Genomic DNA, 25,793 nt, shown 5'->3' with positions numbered 1-25,793 from the left:
CATAGAAAAAAGAAGCCTGTCGCAACTCGTTTATCTTTTTAAGTAAACAGTGAATAGTATTCGGTACCATTAAACTAGCTGTAATTTAAAAGGATTTAATGATGGTGAATAAATTTACGCACTCATTGAGTGTATGCATTGCATTAGGATTAGCAGGTTCTGCTTATGCTCAAGCTCCGACTCCGTTTATTATTGGTGGCTCTGAAGTCACAGTAGCTACTGAAGATAATTTCATGGCATCGCTACGTTGGAACAAAAAAAATGAAACACAGTTTTGTGGTGCGACAGTTTTAGATGACCGCTGGTTATTAACAGCAGCTCACTGTGTTGTTGATGGTGGCGGTACAGGAGAGTCTGGTCTTACTGTTATTGCTCCTTCAGATATTACAGTTACAACAGGGTTAGTTGATAACGCTACTGCCGATATTAAAGATATTTATTCAGCCACCCATGTCGTTGTACATCCTGACTATAACCCGCTTATTATTTTAGAAATCTCAAGTGGTAACGGCGTTAATTTAGAAACAGAAATTGTAAACACGGCGCTTGATAATGATGTTGCGCTTATCCGTGTTAACCGCGACTTTAATGGTGTCGGTAAAGTTAAATTAGCATCAACCAGTGCTGCAGTTGAATTAGATGATAAATTACGCGGCCAATGGAATGATAAAAACCTGCCTGAGAACGTAAAAGTACAAGGGTGGGGAGTGACTGAAAATAAAGCAACTGCAGAAGATGAAGAAGAAAAGAGTCTGAATTATGAAGGCGGTGAAACATCTGATGTACTGCTAGAAACCATGTTAGCAAGCTTCCCGATTGATAAATGTTATGAGCGCTTTGAATCGCAAGATCCAGAAGGCATTTTCATTGATAGTCCAAGTAACACCACTAAGCTTTGTACATTACCTGCACGTAAGCTTGATGGTTCCGATTTAATGGGGCCTGATGCTTGTCTTGGTGATAGCGGTGGTCCGTTATTAACACAAGATAATGACAGTAACTGGGTACAGATTGGTATTGTGAGTGGTGGTTCTGCAGGTGAGCCTCAATGTGGTTCACTAACCCGTCCAACGTTTTATGCCCGTGTCGGAACCTATTATGAATGGATTACAGAATCGGTGAAAACAGTACCTGAAAGTGCCATTACGCTACCTGCATTTTTAGAAAAAGAGAAAGAACAAGCTGAACAGGGTTGTAACGATAGTATCTCGGCTAACAACTGTAATATTGGAAAGAATGACAGTGGCGGTGGTTATATTGGTGGTCTAATGCTTACGTTGTTAGGTTCAATGGCATGGATTCGCCGTAAACGTCACTAATTGTTCATTTCTTTTATTTGTTAAAACCACCTATTTGAACTGTTTCTGGTTAAAGATAGGTGGTTTTTTATTGTCTTGTAAGCACCTATAGTCACCTATATCACACCAAGTAGCATAGATTTATCATTGAGATATGTTTGAATGTTGAGTTTTAAACAAGATTTATTCACAGTATTTTTATGTCATAAATAAAGTAAAAATAATAACTAATAATTTTACATATCATCTCATTTTTATTTTATCTGTATGAATGTAAAAGAATTTTAAGCTTGTTAATGGGTTTGGTTTCAATGATAGCTAACATTTAAATTAGGAATGTGATAAGTAAAAATTTGTTCTTATTATCCACAGAAGCTGTGTATAACTCTGTGGGAAAGGCAGATAGCCTAGATTTGGTGCCGCCTCTGCCAAAGTCAAGGAGTTGTTTAACTATAAAAACTAGTATTTGATGCCCAATTGATTTAGTTCAATATATAGACACAAAAGTAAATTTTTCCTTAAAAGTTATCGTAATTTCGCTAAGCAATTTCTTGCTGTAACCACTCAGATACTTCCATTAATTCGTCGTAATGTTCGGAGTGCTTCAACAGCAATCCACATACAATTGAGATCATAGACTTAGCATTGAAAGGGTAGCCAATCGCTGTTTGGCTAAAGTCATTCATCATATTGTGATAAGCTGTAGGGGCATCGTAATAGACGTTATTAATTACGCCAGCATCGATGTTAAGTCTCAAGTCAACATTACCCCATGAAAAAGCGGTTTGTAGCGATTCAATAAAACTAGGTGATTTACCATAGTTCCAATCCCAGCTTTTTAAGCGGTAAAAGTTAGCACTAAACTCAACCCAATCTGGGTGCTGGTTATTTAGAATTATCGTATTTTCCGCATCAAGTTCTAACGCTTCTTGAATGCTGTCACTGATATATCGGCAAAGTTCATTGTGTTCAAGTGGGCGAGTATGTTGATTAATAGACGTATAAGCACGCTCAAGATCTTTGTGATTTAAAATTGAATAACGACTATTCATATACTGAGAAATATCAGTCAGAGATGTATTGACACGGATCGTACTATGAAAAAACAAATAGTGATTATTTTCAGATAATGCTGTGTTCGATACTTTCTTATTATCAATTAAACACTCAAGTTTATCAGATATGGCTACTTCAATATTTAATGGATCGAATGTGCCTAAAAGTATCTTTTGAATAATATCTTTTGTTAAATAATTATTTGAACCAATTAAGGCAATATTAGTATGTGTCAAATCTTGGTATACAGCTCCACCAATGGTATGGCGCCTGACAATATTAATATTGTCTTGTTTTAATTGTTTAGGCTTACATACACGCCAAGGGTTTTGATCCTTTCCTATATTAACAGAACGCTGGTTCTGCCATAAAAAAGCAATAATATGATTATCATCTGCGTGCTTAAGTAACGATTCTTCAATAGCTTGGTTAAAACTTGGATCAGTTGATTCTGAATAATAGATAGACAGTTTCATGCAGTTGTCTCTTAATCATCAATCTTGGTGTTATGAATTAGTATTGTTGCATATCAGGTCATTTTATTTAAGTGAGATAAGAAAATATTAAAACGAATTACATGAACTATCTCGCATTAGTTGTTTTTAAATTTAAAAAAAGTGTCATTTAATGCTTAGGTGGAATGTTATTGATAATAGGCTCAGAGTTAATAAATACCTGAAAGACTTTAAAAGCAATAAAGTGTGATCTTGATATTGATTCTGTTCTAATTTTTTTATTTAGAGCAGTGAAAAAAGTATATTGAAAGTAACCGTTTCAGGATCAGCTACGGCGTGATTAAATTATAAATAGAAGTTTCTTATGTCATTATCAATAGTTCAGCGCACCATCGTCGGCTTTATAATAATGTTTATTCTTATTGCCGTTGTTGGAAGCATTAGTTACATCAACACCAATCGAATCCACGATCGACTAACAGACGTTACTGAGGTTTCAACACCAATGGTAATTTCTGCCAGCCAATTACTAGCTAGCCTTCGTGAAAATCAGTTAACAGTTATCGACTACCGTACAACAGAATCTGCTGCGTTATTAGCCGAGCGTAAAGCCGCTGTTGATTTGGCACAAAATGAATTTCGTACAGCAAAAGAGCAAGCATTAAAAAATGCAGTAGATAGTGACGCAAAACAAAAACTGTCTACAGCGCTAGTGGCTGCGGATAAGTTTTTTGAGTTATCGCAACAAACTATTGATACCCAAAATCAATGGGTGGCAGTAAATGATCGTCTTACTGATTTAAACCTGTCGTTTTTACGTTTAGAAGATACCTACCAATGGGCGGCAAATTTATTGCTACAACGTGCAAGTGTGAAACGTTCTTTAAGCAATCGTGCAGAGCTTATCACCAGTGGTATTAGCCGTGATTTGAAAAACGTTCGTCGTGCTAATAAAGACACTGATTTTGCTAAATTAAGTAAAGTGTTGGCAAAAGATATCGAATTAGCTAAACAAGGTCTTGAGCGTATTAACGTGCCTGAAGATGTGAAAGCCCGTTATGCTCGTAATCTACAACGTGTCCATGATTTAGCACTAGGTAAAGAAGGTCTACTTGCTGTCATGGAGCAAAACAACCGTCTTGAAAGCGAACTAGCAAACCTAAGTCAACAATCTAATCAACAAGTTGTACTTACACAAACGGCATTAAATGACTACATGCAATACGCAAGTAGTAATGCTTACAACAGCCGAAATGCAGCAGATGCCGCAGCCAATCAAGCAACCTACAGTATCGTGATTGCCTGTTTAATTTCAGGTGCGATTGCGTTGATCATTGCATTTACTACTGCGAAAAGTATTCATACGCCATTGGCTCGTATCAATGCAGTACTGCGTAAGATGACTGCTGGTGATATGACGCAGCGAACTAACTACCAATCATCTTGTGAATTCGGTGCATTATCACGCTCAATTGATCAACTTTCTGAAAGCATGGCAGAGATCTTAACCAAGATTAACGATGGTTCATTGCAGCTAGTAACTGAAGCGAAGAAAACAGCTGTCACGAGTGAGCAGGCGATGAGCCGTGTAGAAGATCAAAAACAACGTACAGATCAAGTGGCAGCGGCCATTTCAGAGCTTGAAGTGAGTGCGAAAGAGATCTCACGTTCTTCTGATCTAACGGTTAATGAAGTGAATGAAGTTAACCAAGCGGCACAACAAGGTCGTGATTTAGTCTTAACAAGCCGCAATATCACAGAGCAACTTTCTGTTGATATTACAGAAGCGGTAGATATTACCCGTAAGCTAGAAACCTTTACCGTTAATATCGGCAGTATTTTAGATGTGATTCGTGGCATTGCAGAGCAAACGAACTTACTGGCATTGAATGCGGCAATTGAAGCGGCTCGTGCAGGTGAACAAGGGCGTGGCTTTGCCGTGGTTGCTGATGAAGTTCGCGCGTTAGCAAATCGTACTCAGCAATCAACAGAAGAAATCAATGAGATGATTGAAAATCTTCAACAAAGTGCAGAGATGGTGACATCAGTCATGGCGCGTAGCCATAAGCAAACAGAGCAATGCGTAGAACAAACACGTTTAACAGATGAAGCGTTACAAACCATTGCTGATCGTATGCGTTTGATTTTTGAAATGGCAGAGCAAGTTGCCCACGCAACCGCAGAGCAGATCTCAGTAAGCCAAGATGTCGCAGAGCACATTAATGGTATTGCCAACGTGGCGTATAACGCAGAGTCAGAAGCGCGTGAATCAGCAACCAGCAGTGAAGCATTATCTAAGTTAGCCGCAGAGCAACGCCAATTGATTGAACGATTTAAGGTATAAACATGAAACAGACGACTTCTACTTTTATTTATACAAAGGTTCAATCAACACTTTGTCGTAGCCTAATTGCAGCGAGCGTATCGCTTGCAACTATTGCTTCAACGCCTGCATTGGCTGAGGTTCAAAAAGCATCACTAAGCGGTACAGTATTGGTTGACTCTTGGCGACAAGATGATGCGATTTGGAAAGAAAAGATCATTCCAGCATTTAACAAGCATTATCCAAATATCAAAGTGACCTATCGTTCACCGGAAGGTTTAACCGCATTCCAAGATGATTTAAATACCAACCTAGCGAATGGTAAAGCAGGGGATTTGATCGCTTGTCGTCCATTTGATGGTTCACTCGCACTGTTTAAACAAGGGCATTTAAGCGATATTACTGAAATGCCAGGAATGGAGAATTTTCCGAGTTTTGCACTTAGCCCATGGCAAACAGATTCCGGTGCACAAACATTCTGTTTACCAATGGCATCAGTAATCCACGGCTTTTTCTACAATAAAAAAGTCTTTAAAGAACTTGATTTAAGCGTGCCTAAAACCACTGCAGAATTTAATCATGTTTTGAATATGATCAAAAATAACGGGCAATATGTCCCACTTGCTATGGGAACTAATGATAAGTGGGAAGCGGGCACCATGGGCTTTCAAAACATCGGTCCTAATTACTGGAAAGGGGAAGATGGGCGTTTAGGCTTAATTAATGGCACTGAGCGTTTTAATTCACCGCAATATAAACAAGTATTCCAGGAATTAGCTAATTGGGGGCGTTTCTTAGGTCAAGGTTACCAAACCCGTAAATATGCAGATTCCATCGAGCTATTTAAAACAGGTAAAGCGGCTATTTATCCTGCTGGTTCATGGGATATTAGTACCTTTTCAGGTCAGCTAGATTTTGGTGTGTTCCCACCGCCAGTAGAGAACCGAGGTGATGAATGTTACTTCAGTGATCACACTGATATTGGTATGGGTTTGAATACTAAAGCAGAATATAACCCAGCGGCGAAAGCTTTGTTAGAGTGGATGACAACAGCCGAGTACGCAGAGCTATTAACTAACGCAATCCCTGGCTTTTTCTCGCTATCTAACCATTTCTTTGAGGTGGAAAATCCGATAGCAAAAGAGATGATGGCATGGCGTAACGAATGTGATTCAACAATCCGAAGTTCGGCGCAGATCTTATCTCGTGGTAAAACTAGCTTTGAAGCACAAATCGATCAAACCAGCGTGGCAGTGCTTAATGGCACCATGACACCAGAGCAAGCAGCTGAGCTTGTTCAATCTGGTTTAGATGAATGGTATGTACCACAAAGAGAAGCCAAAGTAGCGAGCTTGATCTGCCAAGAGTAGAGCATTAATTAGCCATACGTTATGGTATTTAAAGCGATGATTTCTTACGAGATCATCGCTTTTTTTGTTTAGTCGTAATTTTTTACATTTGAAAGTGAGAATAGTTATTTTTACTGTTGTGCTTTAAATGCCTGATGATTAATATGCAACTTCATAAATTCTAGGTAAGTTGCTGTGTCAAAAATATTAGTTGTCGATGATGATGTACAGTTATGTACATTGCTAACAGAAGTGCTTGAAGATGAAGGGCATGAGGTTAATTGTGTACATTGCGGAGAATCTGCACTGACATATCTTCAATCGACAGGTGTTGATCTGGTTTTACTCGACGTTATGTTACCGAACTTAGACGGTATGCAGGTAGCAAGGCGTATTTGCCAACGTTTTGCGACGCCGATTTTAATGCTAACCGCATTAGGTGACGAAACCACCATGCTTGATGGGCTTCAAGCGGGTGCTGATCAGTTTTTGGTGAAGCCTTTTAAAGTCGAAGAGTTATTAGCACGTATTTCTGCCATTCTTCGTCGTGTCGGGCTTGAGCGTCAGCGACAATGTTTACCATCAAGTACACCTGAATTAGAGAGCCAGTTATCTCGTTTACCTTTAACGGGTACAGAGTTGGATTTGCTGAAGTATCTTATTAAGCATAACGAAATTGTGATCTCGAAAGCCGAATTACAAAAAGTCGTATTAAAGAAAGAGCTAAGCCCGTTTGATCGTAATCTAGACATGCATATCAGTAATATACGTCGAAAGATGGTGTTAGCGGGTATGTCGAAACAGCACATCAAAACCGTACGTGGTCGAGGATATAGCTACTCTGCCTGTGTGTCGGAATAAAAGCTGTTAAGAGCCATTGATAAAGAAAAGCAGAATAAAATAAGGCGATCATTTGATCGCCTTATTTTAATAAATACATCGGTTAAGATTAGTTTTTGAGTACACGGTTATTTGAGAACGTCAGTAACTCAAGATTAAACGGCATTGTTTTGTTTTCAGGGTAATGCTCAGTAAACAAGGATTCATCACGTGATTGATCATAACTGTGTTGTAGGTAGCCATAACCACTTGGGTATTGCAGGTTCCACAGTTCACTTTTCGCAATACGGCTAACCGCTAAAAATTGCCCGATATAGCTTGCTTTATTTGGCTCAATATCAAAGCGCACATGCATGTCTTTCTGATTTTGGGTCGTCAGTGTTTTGTTACCATCCGAGCCTTCGAGCTTGATACTGAAAATTTCATATTCTCCAACGGGTAGCTCAATACTAAACAGGTGGCCGCTAACATTGGGATTTTCAAAATGCCCGTCTTCATTGTTACTGGTAATGGTGATAACGCCATCTAGTGTGTTAGTAATATTGTGAGCAGTGCCGATCGGGCGAATATTGATCGTGCTAATAAGGTTTTTACCTGTTTTTGGCCATTCTGTATTTGCGCCTAACGATCCAACCAAATAGCCCGTGGCTTTGTTTTGTTCAAAATAGCTATTAGGAACGGAGACCTGTAATCCCGAAGAACAGCCAGTTAGCAACAGGGTGAAGAATACAAGTAACGTCTTCATCATAGACTTCCTTTTACTTTGATGAATGGCAGAAAAATGTTATGTACTTTTGTTAAGAATACAAAGTAATAACCTAACTCTATTGTTATGCAAAAATCACCAACCGTCTATTTAAAGGCGGGTTTTTGTGAGCAGAGTGAGTACTATAAGCACTGAATCTTAGATTGAAGAAAAGTAGTTATACCCAAGTGACTTCAATATGCCTGATTCAGAGCTCAGTGACACGCTCCCAAAGGGCGAGCGTCCTTAGCTCTCAGACTTTGTTAACGATTCTCAATGTAGAACTACTATATCTACGAATCGTTGCCGCGCCTGAGAACTAAGGTCGTCTCGCTGAACATAGCATCTTGAAGTTACTTGGGTATATAAGTAGAGAGAGAAAAATCAGTGAGTATTAGTAATACCATCAAAGGGAAACGCGCCGCGCTTCCACACAACAAAAGTTTAGTATTCCGTCTTTTTTCCTACTTTACGATTGGGCTTTTGTTGATCTTAGGTTTACAGAATCTTGCTGAAATTGCCCTAGTTAAAACCATGCTGCATGTGCCATACCGGGTACAGCATGACATCATGAATATGGCGGTTGACGTTGAACCTGTGATTGCGCTAAACAGCCCAGCATCGTTAAAACAGTGGGAAGAGAAACAGAAGTATTATGCTTTTGTACTTGATCAAAATAATGATGAACTCAGCACTAGAGAAATGCACCCACACTTTGAATTTAAGCTCAAATATGCCAGAACATTAAATACGATTTTAGATTCTCGTGTTAATCAGCCTGTTTTTATGATCCCACTTCAGAATGGCAATAAATTGGTGGTGCAATTGCCGCATCAATTACACCCAGCAAAGCACTTCAAACTGTATTTTGGTTTAATTCAAGTAGTGATTGCGCTAATGATCACCTTGATGTTTTCCTACATTATTGCTCGTTACCTAAAACAGCCGTTAGATACGCTACGTCATGCCAGCCGTGATTTGGCGAATGGTAATTTCTCTGTACGTGTCACTCATGCATTAGGGGACAGCGTGAAAGAGTTTAATGAGCTGGCAACCGATTTCGATAATATGGCGAATCAAATCCAACTATTAACCGAAAAGCAGCGTCGATTGATCCGTGATGTGTCTCATGAGTTACGTACGCCGTTGGCAAGGCATAACCTGTCACTGCATTTATTGCGAAAACGCACCGCACCAGAATATCTACATTTAGTGGATCGGTTAGAGCAAGAATCAGAAGAAATGAATGGATTGGTTTCAGAGATTTTAGAATTTAGCCAGTTTGAAAATGCGACTGCGAAAATCAACTTAGTACCTGTTGATGTACAAAGTTTTTGTAGTTCAACCGCAGAGCAATGCCAAATCTTAAAAGCTAACAACCAGACAATTGTGACAGACTTAGATCGTGAACTTCCCTTGATTTCTGCTGATACCCGTTTATTAGTCCGTGCGATCAAAAACCTAATAGGTAATGCGATCAAATATGCGGGTGAGAATGCAATCATCTATATTAAAACGGCTAAAGTACAAGTGGATGAGCAATCCTACGTTACGATCACGGTTAAAGATAACGGTGACGGGATCCCAGAGCTGCACTTAAAACACATTTTTGATCCCTTTACGCGGATTAAAGGCGCGCGAGATAAATCATCAGGTGGTTATGGTTTGGGACTAGCAATTGTGAAAGAAGCCATGCATGGGATGAAAGGTAAAGTTGAAGCCAGTAATGTTGAAAAGGGGGGATTACAGATAATTTTGTATTTCCCTATTAGCGGCTAATAGCAAAAAACTATCCAAAACGTTGGTAAAAAACAAAGTTAAGCAGACACGCTTTCATCGAAAAGCCGTCTGCTTTTTTTATTTTTTCTTCGTAGTTACAAATGCTATTCCCTCAGGGGAAGTGTTGGTTGGATTTTGTGAATTCCTTTTTGGAATACAAAACATTAAGAACTTAATCGATTGATAATCCAAACCTATTGAAGCAATAGATATTTAGAATTAGATGAGATGAACAAATTGCTTTAAATTTACTCCATCGAACGAGATATGATTTTGTAAGATGATATTTATTGATTTATATCAAATTAAATATTTTGTTTTGATGCAGTTTATTAATCTCGAAGAAATTGAAATGTAACTGTTAATTTTTTGAGTAACAAATTCCAAAAAAGAATAAAGTCCAATTTAACATTTCAATTTTAATGAACCAGATTTCGTTGCTGTCCAATGCTTTGTGGCTATATTGGATGGAGCTAAAGAATTAATGATAAAAAATACTAATTAGAATAATGAGGTGAACGCCAATGTCTAAATGTCCTTTCCATAATACACAAGCGGTAAATCCGTCGATTAACCCAGGTAACGGTACGTCTCCAAGTGATTGGTGGCCAAACCAATTAAAACTAGACATTCTTCACCAGCACGATCGTAAATCAAACCCAATGGGCGAAGATTTCGATTATGCCGCTGAATTCAAAAAGCTAGATCTTGAAGCAGTTAAGCAAGATCTACGTGAACTAATGACAGATTCTCAAGACTGGTACTCAGCAGACTTCGGTCACTACGGTCCTTTCTTCATTCGTATGGCATGGCATAGTGCAGGTACATACCGTACTGCTGATGGTCGTGGTGGCGCGAGCACAGGTAACCAACGTTTTGCACCACTAAACAGCTGGCCTGATAACGTAAACCTTGATAAAGCACGTCGTCTAATTTGGCCTATCAAACAAAAATACGGCAACAAGATCTCTTGGGCTGACCTTATTATTCTAACTGGTAACGTTGCACTAGAATCAATGGGCTTCAAAACATTTGGTTTCGCTGGTGGTCGTGAAGACATTTGGGCACCAGAGCTAGACGTTTACTGGGGTAAAGAAAAAACATGGCTTGCTGATGACACACGCTACGAAAAAGACAGCGAGCAACGTGATCTTGAAAACCCACTAGCAGCAGTACAAATGGGTCTTATCTACGTTAACCCAGAAGGTCCAGACGGTAACCCAGATCCACTACTAGCAGCACACGATATTCGTGAAACATTTGCTCGTATGGCAATGAACGACGAAGAAACAGTAGCGCTTATCGCTGGTGGTCACACATTCGGTAAAACACACGGTGCAGCAGATGCAGCACATGTAGGTGTTGAACCAGAAGGTGCATCAATTGAAGAGCAAGGCTTCGGTTGGACATCAAACTACGGTAGCGGTAAAGGTGCAGATACTATCTCTAGTGGTCTAGAAGTTATCTGGACAACAACACCAACAGAGTGGAGCAACGGTTTCTTCAGCAGCCTATTCTACAACGAGTGGGAACTAGAGAAGAGCCCAGCAGGCGCTTACCAATGGGTATCAAAAGGCGGCGAAGTACACCCAGACGCATTTGACCCAGAGAAGAAGCACAAAGCAACTATGCTAACAACTGACTTAGCATTACGTTTCGACCCAGCATACGAGAAAATCTCTCGTCGCTTCTTCGAAAAACCACAAGAGTTCGCAGACGCATTTGCTCGTGCATGGTTCAAGCTAACTCACCGTGATTTAGGTCCAGTATCTCGTTACCTTGGCCCTGAAGTACCAGCACAAGTGTTCACATGGCAAGATCCAATCCCAGCGGTTGATCACGAGCTAGTAAACGATGCTGACATTGCAAAACTTAAACAAGAAATCGCTGCATCTGGTCTATCAATCAGCGAGCTAGTATCAACAGCTTGGGCATCTGCTTCTACATTCCGTGGTTCAGACAAGCGTGGTGGTGCAAACGGTGCACGTATTCGTCTAGCACCGCAGAAAGATTGGGAAGTTAACCAACCTGAGCAACTAGCGAAAGTGCTAAACGTACTTGAAGGCATTCAAGCAAACTTCGAGAAAACAGTATCTCTTGCTGACTTAATCGTACTTGCTGGTGGTGTTGGTGTGGAAATGGCTGCGAAGAATGCAGGCCGTGATATCACAGTTCCATTTACTGCTGGTCGTATGGATGCATCACAAGAAGAGACAGATGTTGAATCATTTGCTGTTCTTGAGCCAATCGCTGATGGTTTCCGTAACTTTGAAAAAGCGAAGTTCACAGTAGCAGCAGAAGAGCTATTACTAGACCGTGCACAACTACTAACCCTAACAGCACCTGAAATGTCAGTGCTTGTAGCAGGTATGCGTGTACTAGGTGCGAACTACGACAACAGCGAATACGGTGTGTTCACTGAGCGTAAAGAAGCATTAACTAACGACTTCTTCGTTAACCTACTAGACATGGCAACACAGTGGAAACCAACTTCTGTTGACCAAGATGTATTCGTAGGTACAGATCGTAAGACTGGCGAGCAGAAGTGGATGGCATCACGTGTCGACCTAGTATTTGGTTCTAACTCACAACTACGTGCACTTGCAGAAGTTTACGCATGTTCTGACTCAGAAGAGAAGTTCGTAAACGACTTCGTAAATGCTTGGGTTAAAGTAATGAACGCTGACCGTTTTGATCTACACCGTTAATCAAAACGCAAAGTCTCAATACTAGCCAATAGTATGAAATAGAAATTTAGCAATAAAAAACAAAGAGGCGCTCAATGAGTGCCTCTTTTTCGTTTCAGTGCCGTAAACTGTTATCATAGCAATAACTTTTATAAATTCTCCGATGTTGTATGAAAAAGCCTTATCCTGCCTCCACCATTCAAAACGTCATTAATAGCGCGATTTACCACTTAAACCTGCGTGATCATTCCGAGTATGAACTTAGGCAAAAACTCGAAGCCAAAACCGAGAATAAAGCGTGGGTAGACACCGTTATTGAGCAAATGAAAGGCTATGGTTACCTAAAAAGCGATCATGCATTTTCATTACATTTCTGCGAGTTAGCATTTAATAGCCAATATGGGCGTAAATACATCCAGCAAAAGCTTAAAACCAAAGGCATCGACGAACTCACCATAGAGCAAGCCATCACAGAAACCATGCAGCGCATGAACGTCTGCGAACAATCGATGATCAACACTCGCTTGGCACGTTTCAAAGACTTCTCAACCACATCGGCTGAGAAAGTCGTCAATGACTTATTAAAACGTGGTTTTAGTATGGATGACATTTCTCGTGGGGTTGCAGAGCATAGCGCGTCAGATACCTTACTGACCAAAGCGCAAATCAAAGGCAAGAACGCCAATCTTGAAGCAGAAGTGATCAAACTTGCCAAGAAGCTAAAAGGGCGATCATTAATTGCTCAAGAGCTAAAAATGAAGCATGTTGATATCTCAGAGCTCGATACCGTACTTGATGAACTCATTGAATCAGGCGAAATAGATTTCTACTACAACTGCCAATTAGCCCTCGCCAAGAAACGCTACGATCTCACCGATTTTAAAGAAAAGAGCAAAGCTTATGGTTACCTATCAAGTAAAGGCTTTTCAGACGATGAAATCAAAGAAGTCATCAACAGCGAGTTAGAAGAGTAGGAATAGTGTTACTTCTGCTTCTTTCATGACCACACTCTTGATATGAGAGTGTATATATCCAGTTATAAATGGATATGTTGATTCCAGCGTTATAGTTTCGTTTTTAATAAGAAAATATTCTTGTTAAAAACGGAATTTAAATTCCAATAGCATGAAAATAAACCAATTTTAATCTCTCCGCAGTTTTTAATCAGGCGTGTTAAAAACTTTTCTTACTTTTATGAATAATAACTCATCAACTAACATATAAAAATCCTTACCAACGAAGCTGGTAGGGATTATTACGCAATCTTAGGATCGTTCAAGTAACTATAAACTATAGGTATTAAATTTTAAAATTGGACTTTTTTATTAACTTTTATCAACCAGTTTTGGTTCTTACTCTGTTAATCACGTAATCGTTAATAAGGGGCGATATTGGGATCAACACACTGGAAAATCTGACCTTTAGCATCACTGCTTAACAGCAATTCATGGCTTAATCGTGCGACTTCTCCTCGAGTAATCGCGCCATGCACTTCTGTGTGTTGTGATAGCTCGCCTTGGTGAGTTGGCTCGCCATCTTTAAGTCCGCCAGGTCGAAGAATCGTGTAATTCAAACTGCTGCTTTGTAGCCAAGCTTCTGCGAGTGTTTTTTCACGTACCGCGCTGCCAAAACCTACCTTGGCACGCTCTGATAGGTATTTCCAAGTATCACCACAACCCAGTGAAGTAATTAGCAATAAGCGTTGTGAAGTGCTTTGTTCAAGTGCATTTGTTAAATAGCGGTGTCCAATGTAATCAACGGGAGTATCAGAGCGAAAACTGCCCATTGTTGAGATATTAAAAGTGTTGTTGGGCAGAGCAGAAACAGCCGCTTCAACTTGTTCTTTATCTGTTGCGTCACAACAAATGGACGTGATGTTGTACTCGGCAAGCTTGGTATTTTTATTAGGGTTACGTGCAATGGCGATAACATTCATACCTTGTGCATGATAGTAGTCTACCATTGCTGCGCCTAATCCACTTGAAGCACCCCAAATTGCAATATTCATTATGTAAAAATCCATCTCAAAAAAACGGTAATGATAATAGTTTGCATTATTATAATGGCGTAGTCATTAGTTTGGTTGATTATCTGTTTGTTATTAGTCCGCCTTAGGGGATTTCGGCAAAGAAAAAGCGTTGCTATATTAGTAAGTGATAGCAACGCTTTGATTTATATAATTGCGTTTGGATGAAAGAGGGCGTTCAGGCTCAGTTGCTTAATTTTATTCCGTTAACGGTAGTACTACTTGCCCTGTGGTACTGGTCGTCCAATCAAAGGTTTTACTGTCTTTGCCTGATAGTTTCGCGCTACCGCCAGCAAGCCAGCTATGTTGGTTGTTAGTATCTTCTTCATAGCTAAATGGGCTAGAGGAAATAGATTCTACCGTCCAATAGGCAACATTTAAGGTTTTATCATCACGGAAGAAGCCTCTAAAAGTTACAGTGTGGGTGTCGGTTGCTTCATTTTCGGTAAAGTGAATAGCGTTATCGTCTTCCAAGCGATAGTTTAATGTGCCATCACTGATGCTTGCAGCGTGGAATTTCACATTGTCTTTGGTTTGGATTTTAAAGGCGCTTTTTGCGGTACGTGTTACTACCAGTTCACCACTGTTCAAAGAGAGGTTGGTGTATTGCGCTTGGCTTGCACTGTCTTTGTAGTTGGCGATATTACAATTAAAGTCTATGAGCTCCATATCGGGGTTACGTTCAGATTCGGCATCAAAACATTGGCCTGCAATGTAAATAATCACGGTATTAATATCGGTGGATACTTGTGCGTAACGTTGTTTCTCTTGGTTAGATAGACCATCTATGTTTAATCCAATGGTGTCTACCACCACATCTTCAGCATCGTTTGAACCACACCCCATCAATAATGCGGATAAGAACGCTAAAACACTCCATTTTTTCATAGCATTTTCCTGTTGTTATACGTAAAAGATCGCAACAAGATTGTTCAGATCTCGAAAGTTATATTTTTGAGATTAGCTAAGGCTGGATGTGTTGATTGTTTTGAAAGTAATACTTTTATTAAGATTTTTGCACGTCACAACATTGCGAGTATTTAGCACTTTTGTGTCGTAAATTGCTCGCTTTGGTAACGATCTATGATGCGGTTGATACTTTCTGGTGTGAGTAATAAATGCGGTTTACTGGGTAGTGATAACACGATATCTACCACGGGTAAGCTAGGTAAATGTGGGGCAGAGAGCTCGATTAAATCACTCGGCATGCTACATCTTGCCATGGCTGAAATCGCTAAGCCTTTTCTTACAAGCCCTTTATTGGCGGTGGCACTGCTGCAACAGCTTATTAGTTGGTAATGATGATTACGTTTGATGAAGCCTTCAATCGCGGCATCGTGGAATTTGCAATCCCGTTGGAATAATACAATAGGTAAAGGTTGGGTGTTAACGATGTCATGAGAAGGTGAACCTACCCAAATGCCTTCATCTGTTTGCAAGAAGTAGCCTTCTTGCGAGGTAGGCGAACGAGTAACAATGGCTAAATCGAGTCGATTACTATCGAGTAAATTTTTTAATCGTACACTGGGCGCACAAGTGATTTGTAAGCTGATATGCGGATATTCTTGACGTAGTAATGCGACGATATGAGGCAAGACTGATTCGGCATAATCATCAGGGCAGCCGAGGTGAATAGTTTGTTGTGGGAGTTTATTTTTCAGCTCTAATAAGGCTTCATCGTGAGTAGCAATAATTTGAGTGGCGTGCGTGGCTAAACGTTGTCCGTCTTCGGTTAAGACCAACATTCGCCCATCTTTAGTAAATAGCTGAGTATTGAGTTCATCTTCGAGCTTTTTCATCTGCATACTGATTGCAGATTGAGAGCGAAAACTTTGTTTAGCAACGCGGGTGAAACTGCCTGTTTCGACAAAAGCTAAAAAGCTTCTTAATGCTTCAATATCCATATTAAGTCCTTTTAATTAGCAATAAAAACATAGCCTTAAAGTGTTTTTATAACAAGTAATAAATACTTCAATAATATTGATAGTTGGTATTTATATTTTGCGATAGTCGAATTGCCATTTGCTGTTTAGAGTAAATTCAGTGTTCGAGCAATAAATTGATTATACCCAAGCAACCTCAAGATGCAGTGTTCAGCGAGACGACCTTAGTTCTCAGGCGCGGCAACGATTCGTAGATATAGTGGTTCTACATTGAGAATCGTTAACAAAGTCTGAGAGCTAAGGACGCTCGCCCTTTGGGAGCGTGTCACTGAGCCGACTTCTTGCGTCAGACAACTTGGAAAGAGCTCGCTATTCCGCTTCGTTGTCTTCCTTGAATTCAACTCAGTGACTTCGCTCTGAATCAGGCATCTTGAAGTCGCTTGGGTATAGAACTAAATATAAATCAAGGATTGAATATGGTTATCTTTGGGGATTTACAGTCGGGAAACTGTTTGAAAGTGAAATTGCTTTTGTCACTGCTGGGTATTGAGCATCAGTGGCAACACATTAATATTTTGGAGAACGAAACCCATACACCTGAATTTTTAGCGCTAAATCCTAATAGCAAAATTCCAGTTGTGGTGTTGGATGATGATCGGGTGTTGTATGAGTCGAATGCGATTTTAAGTTATTTCGCAGAAGATACACCGTACTTACCGCAAGACAATTTTCTAAAAGCCAAAGTCTTTCAATGGTTGTTCTTCGAGCAGTATTCTCATGAACCTTATATTGCGGTAGCGCGCTACATTCAAGTCTATTTGGGGATGCCAGCTGACAGAGTCGAACAGTATGAAGCATTACATGCAAAAGGGTATAAAGCCTTGGATGTGATGGAGCAGCAATTAGCACAAACACCGTATTTTGTTGGTGACGCTGTCACAATAGCAGATATTGCTTTGTATGCTTACACCCATGTTGCAGATGAGGGTGGTTATGATTTACTTGGCTACCCACACATTAAGCGCTGGTTGAAAGCGGTGGGGCTGTTACATGCCAATGTCGATATGCAAAAAGCTGTTTAATATGTAATTACAAGGATAAAGGCATGATTACTTGTTATGTCAGATACGTTATTGATCCGAAAAAGCTCATTGAATTTGAGCAATATGGGCGTATGTGGTTGCCATTAGTGGAGAAGTTCGGTGGTCAACATCATGGTTATTTCCTTCCATCTGAAGGTGCTAATAACATAGCCTTAGCTTTATTTAGTTTTGATAGTTTAGCTGCTTATGAACAGTATCGAACAGACTCTATCTTCGATCCTGAATGTATAGAGGCGTATAAATTTGCAGAGCAGACAGATTGCATTATCAGCTATGAACGTAGCTTTTTTAAGCCGATGCTTTGAATTAGAGGATTGACGAAACATGACGTTGGCACACCACAAGCAGTGTTGTGACTTGGGCATTTCCGTGAGCGACTAGCATTAAAAATTCAATCTCAGTTTGTTTGTCAGTGGGTGGCTATGATTGGTATTAATGGGGGAGAAGAATCTAAGCAAAGAAAGGTGTATGTATGTTTACGGTTAAAGAAGCAACCTTGGATGATTTAGCGCATGTTGCGCCCTTGTATGAGGCATATCTGACGTTTTATGAAGTTGATTATAGTGAGAAAAACCCACTTCAATATCTGCAACAACGCTTAGGAAATAAAGAGTCGGTTATTTACTTCGTGGTTGATGAGCAAGGGCAATATGTTGGTTTTACTCAGTTATATCCGCTGTTTTGCTCACTTGAAATGAATCGCACTTGGTTGCTTTACGATCTGTTTGTGGCGGAATTTGCTCGACAACATGGGGTTGCGCAATTGCTGCTTGATCGTGCTGATCAGCTAGCGAAAGAAACTCAGGCCTCTTTCATTATGCTAAGTACTGCTGTCGATAACTTAAAAGCGCAGAACTTATATGAAAGAAATCACTACGAGAAAGACACTGAGTTTTTTACTTATCTAAAGCATGTTAACGCATAGCATTTGTTGTTAGCTTTTCATTGCTCTGGTGGTCAAAGATTTTACTAGCAATAAAGGCAGTAAAGGGAATGGTAAGCACAATTCCGATGCTGCCTGCTAAACCGTGAATAATGCTTAAAGCGATCACTGGGGTATTGATGAACTGTTCTACAGGCATTGAGAGCCCCCAAACCATCATTATGGTGGTGAGGGAACTACCTGCGAACGCTAAAATCAACGTATTCGTCATGGTTCCCATAATGTCTTTGCCTATGTTCATGCTAGATAACATAAGCTGCCTTGGTGTTAGTGTGGGATTGGCTTGTTGTAACTCTTGATATGAAGAGGCAATGGAAATAGCCACGTCCATTACAGCGCCAAGTGCTGCAATCATGATGGTGACAAACATCAGCCAGCGGACTTGGATTGGATGATTGGCGGCAAGGTAAATCACATCTTCACCTTTATCGAGGTAAATACCGGATAAGTGCGCCCATTCGCCAAAGGTTTGAGCAAAAATACCCGCCGTAATAACGCCTATTAAAGTACCTAATATTGCGCACAGGCTCTTTTTGTTAAAGCCTGATACAAGAATGAAGTTTACGATGATTTTGATCGCCATTAATACAATGGTTACAAGTGCTGGATTGATGCCTTTAAAAATAGCTGGAATTAACACGCCAATAATGAGGGCGGCGGTAAAATATAAAGATATAACAGCGTTAAAACCTGAACGTCCACCGAATATTAAAATCAGCCCAATCAACACTGCTGCCATGGTGTAAATGGCAGTGGCTCGCTGGTGGTTAAATGCCCAAAAATGACTGCCGTGAATGGTTTCACGGATCATCAATATAAATTCAGAGCCTTCATTTAATAACACATTATGCTGACGACTTAGCGGGTTATTGATTTCAACGGTTTCATTTTCATGTTCACCTTCAAGCACTTTGATTTTTAGGTGTTGTGTACCGCGATAGATACCTGGCGCTAAATCATCTTCAAATACATTTTCATCTAAGATGTTTTCGACTTTAGCAGAAACAAAGTGTTGTGATTGAGTCTTCTTAGGGTGAAAAGACTGACTTAACACGGGTGAGAAAACAAAAATCGCTGTTGATAGCGCTAATATGATCAGCGGGAAAATGTATTTTTGGAACATGTGGCTCACAGAGATAATCAGAGAGAAAAAAGCGGTAGAGAATATCTACCGCTTAGGGTGCTAAAGCTATGTATGACTAGCTTTTGTTATTTGGATCGTTTGTCCAGCTACAGCCGAGGTTGAGCGCTTCTTTTGTCGCACTTCCATCTGCTTTATAGGCTTTGTTCTCGAAATAACTGGTTGGATCGTTCATGTTTAACGCATGGCTAATACTTGGGTATTTCACGTTATCTGGATTGATGTGAATACACAGTTGTTGATTAGTAAACTGCTTCCAGATATCGCTATTAGCACGGTTCTGTGTGATTTCACCATTTGGTGCTAACTGCTTAATTTGCCAGTTATGAGTGGTGTTTAGGTGCTCATCGTTGATACTAATACCGTTATGTTCTGTTACATAAGCAGTGATCATATCGCGGATTGCTGGAACCGTTGCGTCGCTTGAATCGTAGAACACATCATCTTTAGTAAACCAACCGTTTGGAACACCTTGAGTACCAAAACGGTATGAGTTCAGTGCCAGTTTGTACTTCGCATTTGGATCAAACGCTTTACCGTCAACAAGGGTAATATCAACGCGTTCACCAGTAGGTTTTGTAAGATCGACTGTGTATTCAATAGCACCATCGAATAAGTCGTAGTTATACGCTTGAACGTCTGGATTAAATGAAACAGTTAAATCACCTTCTTTGTAAGTATTGAAGTAGTTGTATGACCACTCCATGTACTTTTTCAGGTTTGCACCCGTGATGTTTACACCAATTAATGCGTTGTCGTATTTGTATAGGTTTGCTGAGTCTTTGCGTTGATAGTCTTGACCATCGCGTAGGTTAGAAGTGTCGCTAAATAACGCTGCTGCAGAAATTGTCGCACCTGATTTTTCACGCTCAATAAATTGAATTAGGTCTATCAGTGCGCTGTCTTGTACTTTTGCTTTATGAATGGTGCTGTATAGACGTGTACCTAAGTCATCAACAAAGTAGTCATCATTTGTTGCTTCATCAGCGCCACCGCCATTTACGAAGTCACCGTCTACTTTACCTAACGTTTCGCGCGCATCATCTACAGAACGGTCATGAATATCTTGGTATTCATCAACCATGTTCTGATCTTCTGCGATCTCTTTGGTATCAAGATTAGATAGGGTGGTATCAATAATTTTCCATTTACCAGACGCATCTTTTTCAACGTTAATTTTCGCCATCGCTAAATCTGAACCCCATTTACCCGGTTCAATGATTTTCACTGATTCATGACGGTTACTTTCGTTGTAAGTGCCTGATTTAGCTTTGTCTTCAACTAAACCACTTTTCACACTGATATCTGTACCGTTAGGATCGCCTTTTTTCACGGTTTCAATGTAGGTTGCGTGCTCATGACCTGCCATGATGACATCGAATTTATCTGCAAGCTCTGCAGCAATATTGTAAACACCTACACCTTGATCAGTACGACCTAGGTGAAGAGCGCCTACAATAATGTCAGGTTGATGGCGTGCAATCACATCATCAACCACAGCACTTGTTGCGACTAGCTCATCTTCAAATTTTAAGCCTTTGAAGTGTTCCGGTGCAGAGGCTTCCCAGTTAGGTACGTATGACGGTGTGAGGCCAATTACAGCAACTTTACAGCCGTTCACGTTGAAGATTTGGAAACCACGTAGGTAGTTTTCGTTGTTAGATTCCCATTTGATGTTGCTAGAAATTACTGCGCCATCAAAGTTTTCTAAGTTACGATCAACGAATGAACGATCGAAGTTAAATTCGTGGTTACCCGGTACCCATAGGTCGTAATCAAGGTATTGCAGAGCTTCAATCATTGGGTGCGTTTCCATATCATTGAAAAGCTGTGCTGAGTTACCTTGAACCGTATCACCAATATCAAAAAGAATAAGATTAGGATCTAAAGTGCGTTGTTGCTCTAAGATAGTGGCAATACGAGTTAAACCAGCATGTTTGTCTTCTGCATCAATGGCATAGTCATAACCACGTAGGCGTCCGTGTAGGTCGGAAGTTGCGGCTAAAGTAATGGTTTGCTTGCTAACTTTCTTATCGCTTTTGGTCACGACTTCTGGCGTGTTAGTTAGCGTTTGTCCATCGATAACTTTGTTGTCGTCATGGTGGTGGTGTTCGTCGTCATTACAGCCAAACAGAGCAATAGATACCGCGAGGCTTAATGATAGAATTTTAAATTTGCTCACTATTCGAGTTCCTTAGCGAATAAAAAGATAGTTTCTTTGTAGGGAAGAAACCGCGCGATAATAGAGAGCGAATGTAAGCGCAATGTCAGAGCAATATAATGGCTGTGTCATTCGTGCTGATAATTTAATCTTGCTTCAATATTTTTGGGGTGAATGATTTGACAGCAAAAAATAAATATTTAGAAGAGTAAAAAGAATGACTGAACAATATTGTGTGGTGATGACCACATTTGCCAATCCGTCTGTGGGTAAAACCATTATCGATGAGTTGATCAACCAGCGTTTAGCGGCTTGTGTGCAGGTTATGCCGATCCAGTCTTATTATCACTGGCAAGGTGAGGTCAATTGCGATCAAGAACATCAAGTGATGATCAAAACCAAAGCGGCATTATTTGAGCAAGTAAAAGCGACAATTTTACAATTTCACGATTACGAAACCCCTGAAATTATCCAATTACCGATCACCAATGGATTAGGTGACTACCTTGCTTGGATCGATAAAGAATGTCGTTAATTTAATCACTTATATAAAATCAGTGACTTTTCTTTGATTTATCTAAAGGGTTTAGGTAAAACTAAAGCATATATTGTGTTGCAGATTTGATAAAAACTAATGGCTTAGGCTTTATGTAGCTCGAAAAATTGGCGAGATAAATCATAAAGGTAAGCTGCAACGCACAAGGATGAGATAAACCTCAGCAGAGATTGGCTGAGGTTTGAGACAAATTAAGCAGTAGAGCCAGATTAGCTTACTGCGATAACAGGGAAGTGGTAATTTATGTCGGATCAATACCTATCATCACAAGAATCTGAACTACGTGTACGTTATAACGACATTACACGCGGCGTTTATTTCATTGGCACAACGCCACCTAAAACCAGCACACCACTTGAAGATGTGGAAGGCATTGCTGATCGCCTTGTGGATCGTATTTGTGATTTAGCCATTGATGGTTTGATTGTTTACGATATTCAAGATGAAGCTTCACGTACTAATAAGCCACGCCCGTTCCCATTTAAGTCTACCCATGATCCGCGTCATTACTCATCGCTGTTAAATAAGAAAACAGATAAGCCTGTGATCACTTATAAGAGTGTGGTGCAGTCGGAAACTGAAGAGTTTGATGCGTGGCTAAATGAAGCGTGGGATGAATACCGTGTTCGTGACATGGTGCTAGTGGGTAGCCCGTCAGCGAAAAATGAGGTGTCGTTACCATTATCAGCGGCTTACCAAACCTTGGCGGATAACCGTAATAACTTCTTTACTGGCGGCATTATGATTGCTGAACGTCATGCTAAGAAAGGTAATGAGCATGAGCGTTTAATTGAAAAGTATAAGCAAGGTTGTAATTTCTTTATTTCTCAAGCGATTTACGACACCCAAGCGACCATTGATATCCTGACTCGCTATGCGATCGAGTGTAAAGAGCAAGGCTTAAAACCACAGCGTATTATCTTAACTTTCTCACCTTGTGGCAGTGCGAAAACACTGGAGTTTATTGAGTGGCTAGGGGTGAGCGTTCCTGAAGCAACCAGTTTACGTATTCTAAATGCAGAAAACCCACTGCATGAGTCGATTAAGATGTGTTGTAACAGCTTAAATCAGATCTTAGATGCAGTTGTGGAGTATGACTTACCGCTGGGCTTGAACATTGAAAGCTTAACTAACCGTAAAGAAGAAATTGATGGTTCGATTCTGCTGTACAAGTTGCTACGTTCATCAATGGATAGTCACTTAGCAAAACATGAATTCCGTGTGTTAAAACGTAAAGCTCGCGCAAATAAACAAGCATCGGTTTAACTTGTTTTAGTGAGAAAGCGTAATTAGCTAAATACAACGTTATATAATGGCTACCGACTTGAAAGAGCGGTAGCCATTTTTGTATCTAATCTATAATCTATGGGATTAAGGTTTAGGGATTTGACAATTCTTCTCGCTGGCAGGCTCACAACCACCAGTACATAAAATATCACCCATTTGGTTTTTGATCGCAAAGCCACCATCTTGCTTAGAACATTGGTAGTTACCTTGTTGATCTTCGATGCATTGCCCTTTACCACACAGTGGATTGCTAAGTTTATCTGCATAAATATGGTCAAAAGGCGGTGGGCAAACATAGTCACCTAAGGTTGTTTTTAGGCAGTAGCTGGCACTCCATGAGGAGGCAGAGAATAGCAGTAATACCGATAATAGTAGAGTTCTCACAATCCATTCCTTTTTCTGCTGATTTGAACGCTGTGACGTGCTGTTGCGTTTGATAGCCTCAGACAATTGTTCAAATTATAATGGCAAAATGGCTACCATCTAGGTAGCCATTATTGTTATTTATTAGTGCTCAGTGAGCGGTAATAGTTCAATTACATTAAACCCAGTATCGACCACCAAACTAGACCTGAAGTCATAAAGATGATTGCGCCACCGATGGAAATCACCAAACCGATCTTCATCCATTCTTTATCGTTGTGGTATTGATAGCCCATTAACAACGGGTTACGTGCATGGCTGTAAGTGGTTAGGTTACAACCGATATTGGTAATACCCGCAACGGCGAGAATCGCAATTAATGGGTTCACACCTAATGCCATTAATGAACCGATGATAACAGGACCTAATGCCACGACTTTTGCTGTACCTGAGGCAAAGAAGTAAGCGGTTAACAGGTAGAAACTCATCATCACGATCAGAATTAATGTAGGGCCTGCATTACCCATGCCGCTACTGATCATATCTGATACGCCATGACCGACCCAGCCAGTAAAGCCTAAGGTTTTTAGCTGGCTTGCCATGCCCATTAATACAGCGAACCAAATTAAGGTATCCCAAGCGCCTTTCTCTGCTTTAACGTCGTTCCAATTTAAAACGCCAAGTACGAGTAGGGCAGATAAACCAATAAACGCAGCCGTGGTTGAGTGAAGACTTAAAGCTTTACCGCCAACCCACATCACAATCAAAGCAATGAATACCGCAATTAGTTTCCACTCAGCTTGAGTCACTTTGCCCATTTTCTTTAATTCAGCACGGGCAAATTTTGGTGCTTCTGGGGTTTGTTTTGTTTCTGGGTTAATAAATTTGTACAGAATGAATGGGATGGTTAGCAGTAGCGTAAGTGCAGGAATTAATAAGTACATTGCCCAGTGGGTGAATGTCATTGTGATCCCAGCAACTGAGCTGGCAATACCAACCAATGCTAAGTTACCTGCAAAGCCGGTTTGAAAACCCACAGCTGACGCATCGTTCATAGCACTAACAGACGAGATTAAGTATTTACCTAATTTGGTATCGTCTTTGTTGATGGTTTTTGCTAATGAGTCGGCAATCGGAGAAACAATGGCAGAGCGTGCAGTATTACTTGGTGTCGCAGGGGCAATTAAGAAATCGGCAACCCCTAAACAGTAAGCAATACGCAGTGATGATTGACCAAATAAGCTTAACAACACCAATGCAATACGACGACCTAAGCCAGTTTTAGCAAAGGCTCGGGCGATCATAAAGGCAATGACGATTAACCAAATCAGGACATTATTAAAGTTGCTGGTGGCTGCCATAATCGCAGCTTTAGCAGAGGTTTCACCGCCTGCATGTAGCACGGCATAAACAGAAACTGAAATAACGGCAACAGCACCAGTAGGGAGTACGTTTGCGACAATGGCAGCAATGGTAGCAATGAAGATGATTGCGGTGTGGTAAGCAGCGAGTGATAGTCCCGAGGGTGGAGCAAATTGCCAAGCGATAATACTTAAAAGAATGATAGCAAGAGAGGGTATTAGTTTTATCGCTAATAGCGGTTCTTTAGGACTGGCTATAGCTGAAGATTGTTTCGCGTGTTCCATACTAAGCTCAACAGTAATTGTATTATGCTTAAATAGTATTTTAAAAACAATTGTATGCCTATGATCTGGATCACTGGTTATTTCTTCTGTCTATATTGAATAAAGTAATACTCAATGTGTTAGATATTCAGACAAATATTGTTTCGAAGTCG

Annotated in this window: 21 protein-coding genes; 12 read left to right on the top strand and 9 right to left on the bottom strand. The window is 40.2% G+C overall.

The window, feature by feature from the left end; all coding sequences use genetic code 11:
• The first annotated feature begins 98 nt into the window (after positions 1-98).
• Positions 99-1,319 carry a S1 family peptidase gene (locus Q7674_RS04665; protein WP_305421873.1) on the top strand — a complete coding sequence of 407 codons (1,221 nt, stop codon included), beginning with the start codon at positions 99-101 and terminating at the stop codon, positions 1,317-1,319.
• A 518-nt stretch (positions 1,320-1,837) separates the two neighbouring features.
• Here Q7674_RS04665 and Q7674_RS04660 read toward each other — a convergent pair.
• Entirely contained in the window at positions 1,838-2,830 is a 993-nt protein-coding gene (locus Q7674_RS04660; RefSeq protein ID WP_305421871.1) for a lipoyl protein ligase domain-containing protein, read from the bottom strand.
• 343 nt (positions 2,831-3,173) lie between these two features.
• Between Q7674_RS04660 and Q7674_RS04655 the strand changes: the two genes are divergently transcribed.
• From Q7674_RS04655 to Q7674_RS04645, 3 genes are all read left to right on the top strand, one after another.
• Positions 3,174-5,153: a HAMP domain-containing methyl-accepting chemotaxis protein gene (locus Q7674_RS04655; RefSeq protein WP_045062261.1), complete on the top strand. Its 1,980-nt coding sequence runs from the start codon at positions 3,174-3,176 to the stop codon at positions 5,151-5,153.
• A 2-nt stretch (positions 5,154-5,155) separates the two neighbouring features.
• On the top strand, positions 5,156-6,502 hold the full coding sequence (locus Q7674_RS04650) for an ABC transporter substrate-binding protein (protein ID WP_052679845.1): 1,347 nt from the start codon (positions 5,156-5,158) through the stop codon (positions 6,500-6,502).
• A gap of 174 nt (positions 6,503-6,676) precedes the next feature.
• On the top strand, positions 6,677-7,342 hold the full coding sequence (locus tag Q7674_RS04645) for a response regulator transcription factor (RefSeq protein WP_045062263.1): 666 nt from the start codon (positions 6,677-6,679) through the stop codon (positions 7,340-7,342).
• Between the two features lie 88 nt (positions 7,343-7,430).
• Here the strand turns inward: Q7674_RS04645 and Q7674_RS04640 are convergent, their stop codons facing one another.
• Positions 7,431-8,069: a hypothetical protein gene (locus Q7674_RS04640; RefSeq protein WP_230625480.1), complete on the bottom strand. Its 639-nt coding sequence runs from the start codon at positions 8,067-8,069 to the stop codon at positions 7,431-7,433.
• 384 nt (positions 8,070-8,453) lie between these two features.
• On the opposite strand from Q7674_RS04640, the gene Q7674_RS04635 reads away from it, so the two are divergent.
• The 3 genes from Q7674_RS04635 to Q7674_RS04625 all read left to right on the top strand — a co-directional run bounded on the left by Q7674_RS04635 (position 8,454) and on the right by Q7674_RS04625 (position 13,506).
• Positions 8,454-9,845, top strand: coding sequence for a sensor histidine kinase (locus Q7674_RS04635; RefSeq protein ID WP_052679846.1), 1,392 nt, complete (start codon positions 8,454-8,456; stop codon positions 9,843-9,845).
• Between the two features lie 524 nt (positions 9,846-10,369).
• Positions 10,370-12,553, top strand: a complete 2,184-nt coding sequence (katG, locus tag Q7674_RS04630) for a catalase/peroxidase HPI (protein ID WP_305421866.1) — start codon at positions 10,370-10,372, stop codon at positions 12,551-12,553.
• 149 nt (positions 12,554-12,702) lie between these two features.
• Positions 12,703-13,506: a RecX family transcriptional regulator gene (locus tag Q7674_RS04625; protein ID WP_045062267.1), complete on the top strand. Its 804-nt coding sequence runs from the start codon at positions 12,703-12,705 to the stop codon at positions 13,504-13,506.
• 401 nt (positions 13,507-13,907) lie between these two features.
• On the opposite strand, the gene Q7674_RS04620 is transcribed toward Q7674_RS04625, so the two are convergent.
• From Q7674_RS04620 to Q7674_RS04610, 3 genes are all read right to left on the bottom strand, one after another.
• Entirely contained in the window at positions 13,908-14,540 is a 633-nt protein-coding gene (locus Q7674_RS04620; RefSeq protein ID WP_439788034.1) for an SDR family NAD(P)-dependent oxidoreductase, read from the bottom strand.
• A 216-nt stretch (positions 14,541-14,756) separates the two neighbouring features.
• Positions 14,757-15,446: a hypothetical protein gene (locus Q7674_RS04615; protein WP_045062271.1), complete on the bottom strand. Its 690-nt coding sequence runs from the start codon at positions 15,444-15,446 to the stop codon at positions 14,757-14,759.
• 152 nt (positions 15,447-15,598) lie between these two features.
• Positions 15,599-16,462 (bottom strand): LysR family transcriptional regulator, encoded by an 864-nt coding sequence (locus Q7674_RS04610; protein ID WP_023935180.1) that lies wholly within the window; start codon positions 16,460-16,462, stop codon positions 15,599-15,601.
• A 455-nt stretch (positions 16,463-16,917) separates the two neighbouring features.
• Between Q7674_RS04610 and Q7674_RS04605 the strand changes: the two genes are divergently transcribed.
• The 3 genes from Q7674_RS04605 to Q7674_RS04595 all read left to right on the top strand — a co-directional run bounded on the left by Q7674_RS04605 (position 16,918) and on the right by Q7674_RS04595 (position 18,469).
• Positions 16,918-17,523 (top strand): glutathione S-transferase family protein, encoded by a 606-nt coding sequence (locus Q7674_RS04605; protein ID WP_045062273.1) that lies wholly within the window; start codon positions 16,918-16,920, stop codon positions 17,521-17,523.
• A gap of 23 nt (positions 17,524-17,546) precedes the next feature.
• Positions 17,547-17,849, top strand: coding sequence for an NIPSNAP family protein (locus Q7674_RS04600; RefSeq protein WP_045062275.1), 303 nt, complete (start codon positions 17,547-17,549; stop codon positions 17,847-17,849).
• A gap of 167 nt (positions 17,850-18,016) precedes the next feature.
• Positions 18,017-18,469 (top strand): GNAT family N-acetyltransferase, encoded by a 453-nt coding sequence (locus tag Q7674_RS04595; RefSeq protein WP_045062276.1) that lies wholly within the window; start codon positions 18,017-18,019, stop codon positions 18,467-18,469.
• Here the strand turns inward: Q7674_RS04595 and Q7674_RS04590 are convergent.
• Together Q7674_RS04590 and Q7674_RS04585 are read right to left on the bottom strand one after the other, a co-directional pair.
• Positions 18,459-19,610 carry a YibE/F family protein gene (locus Q7674_RS04590; RefSeq protein ID WP_023935176.1) on the bottom strand — a complete coding sequence of 384 codons (1,152 nt, stop codon included), beginning with the start codon at positions 19,608-19,610 and terminating at the stop codon, positions 18,459-18,461. The two genes, Q7674_RS04595 and Q7674_RS04590, sit on opposite strands and share 11 nt — an antisense overlap.
• 76 nt (positions 19,611-19,686) lie before the next feature.
• Positions 19,687-21,810: a bifunctional metallophosphatase/5'-nucleotidase gene (locus tag Q7674_RS04585; RefSeq protein WP_045062290.1), complete on the bottom strand. Its 2,124-nt coding sequence runs from the start codon at positions 21,808-21,810 to the stop codon at positions 19,687-19,689.
• 196 nt (positions 21,811-22,006) lie between these two features.
• Between Q7674_RS04585 and cutA the strand changes: the two genes are divergently transcribed.
• Together cutA and Q7674_RS04575 are read left to right on the top strand one after the other, a co-directional pair.
• Positions 22,007-22,324 (top strand): divalent-cation tolerance protein CutA, encoded by a 318-nt coding sequence (gene cutA / locus Q7674_RS04580; RefSeq protein ID WP_060989142.1) that lies wholly within the window; start codon positions 22,007-22,009, stop codon positions 22,322-22,324.
• A gap of 264 nt (positions 22,325-22,588) precedes the next feature.
• Complete coding sequence (locus Q7674_RS04575; RefSeq protein WP_008989478.1) at positions 22,589-23,611, top strand: methylenetetrahydrofolate reductase; 1,023 nt, start codon at positions 22,589-22,591, stop codon at positions 23,609-23,611.
• Positions 23,612-23,716: 105 nt separating this feature from the next.
• Here Q7674_RS04575 and Q7674_RS04570 read toward each other — a convergent pair whose 3' ends face one another.
• Positions 23,717-24,016: a hypothetical protein gene (locus Q7674_RS04570; protein ID WP_305421861.1), complete on the bottom strand. Its 300-nt coding sequence runs from the start codon at positions 24,014-24,016 to the stop codon at positions 23,717-23,719.
• Between the two features lie 152 nt (positions 24,017-24,168).
• Complete coding sequence (locus Q7674_RS04565) at positions 24,169-25,641, bottom strand: DASS family sodium-coupled anion symporter (RefSeq protein ID WP_045062294.1); 1,473 nt, start codon at positions 25,639-25,641, stop codon at positions 24,169-24,171.
• Positions 25,642-25,793 lie beyond the last annotated feature (152 nt).

Origin of the sequence: Photobacterium leiognathi (genome assembly GCF_030685535.1) — a bacterium.
Classification (GTDB): domain Bacteria; phylum Pseudomonadota; class Gammaproteobacteria; order Enterobacterales; family Vibrionaceae; genus Photobacterium; species Photobacterium leiognathi.
Note: the sequence above shows the minus strand (reverse complement) of the source record. Positions and strands in the feature narration are given on the sequence as shown.

Excerpts from the sequence above, each read along its gene's own strand:
- Q7674_RS04665 (WP_305421873.1), top strand. The coding sequence starts at position 99 with ATGATGGTGAATAAATTTACGCACTCATTGAGTGTATGCATTGCATTA.
- Q7674_RS04660 (WP_305421871.1), bottom strand. The coding sequence starts at position 2,830 with ATGAAACTGTCTATCTATTATTCAGAATCAACTGATCCAAGTTTTAAC.
- Q7674_RS04655 (WP_045062261.1), top strand. The coding sequence starts at position 3,174 with ATGTCATTATCAATAGTTCAGCGCACCATCGTCGGCTTTATAATAATG.
- Q7674_RS04650 (WP_052679845.1), top strand. The coding sequence starts at position 5,156 with ATGAAACAGACGACTTCTACTTTTATTTATACAAAGGTTCAATCAACA.
- Q7674_RS04640 (WP_230625480.1), bottom strand. The coding sequence starts at position 8,069 with ATGATGAAGACGTTACTTGTATTCTTCACCCTGTTGCTAACTGGCTGT.
- katG (WP_305421866.1), top strand. The coding sequence starts at position 10,370 with ATGTCTAAATGTCCTTTCCATAATACACAAGCGGTAAATCCGTCGATT.
- Q7674_RS04625 (WP_045062267.1), top strand. The coding sequence starts at position 12,703 with ATGAAAAAGCCTTATCCTGCCTCCACCATTCAAAACGTCATTAATAGC.
- Q7674_RS04620 (WP_439788034.1), bottom strand. The coding sequence starts at position 14,540 with ATGAATATTGCAATTTGGGGTGCTTCAAGTGGATTAGGCGCAGCAATG.
- Q7674_RS04615 (WP_045062271.1), bottom strand. The coding sequence starts at position 15,446 with ATGAAAAAATGGAGTGTTTTAGCGTTCTTATCCGCATTATTGATGGGG.
- Q7674_RS04610 (WP_023935180.1), bottom strand. The coding sequence starts at position 16,462 with ATGGATATTGAAGCATTAAGAAGCTTTTTAGCTTTTGTCGAAACAGGC.
- Q7674_RS04605 (WP_045062273.1), top strand. The coding sequence starts at position 16,918 with ATGGTTATCTTTGGGGATTTACAGTCGGGAAACTGTTTGAAAGTGAAA.
- Q7674_RS04600 (WP_045062275.1), top strand. The coding sequence starts at position 17,547 with ATGATTACTTGTTATGTCAGATACGTTATTGATCCGAAAAAGCTCATT.
- Q7674_RS04595 (WP_045062276.1), top strand. The coding sequence starts at position 18,017 with ATGTTTACGGTTAAAGAAGCAACCTTGGATGATTTAGCGCATGTTGCG.
- Q7674_RS04590 (WP_023935176.1), bottom strand. The coding sequence starts at position 19,610 with ATGTTCCAAAAATACATTTTCCCGCTGATCATATTAGCGCTATCAACA.
- cutA (WP_060989142.1), top strand. The coding sequence starts at position 22,007 with ATGACTGAACAATATTGTGTGGTGATGACCACATTTGCCAATCCGTCT.
- Q7674_RS04575 (WP_008989478.1), top strand. The coding sequence starts at position 22,589 with ATGTCGGATCAATACCTATCATCACAAGAATCTGAACTACGTGTACGT.
- Q7674_RS04565 (WP_045062294.1), bottom strand. The coding sequence starts at position 25,641 with ATGGAACACGCGAAACAATCTTCAGCTATAGCCAGTCCTAAAGAACCG.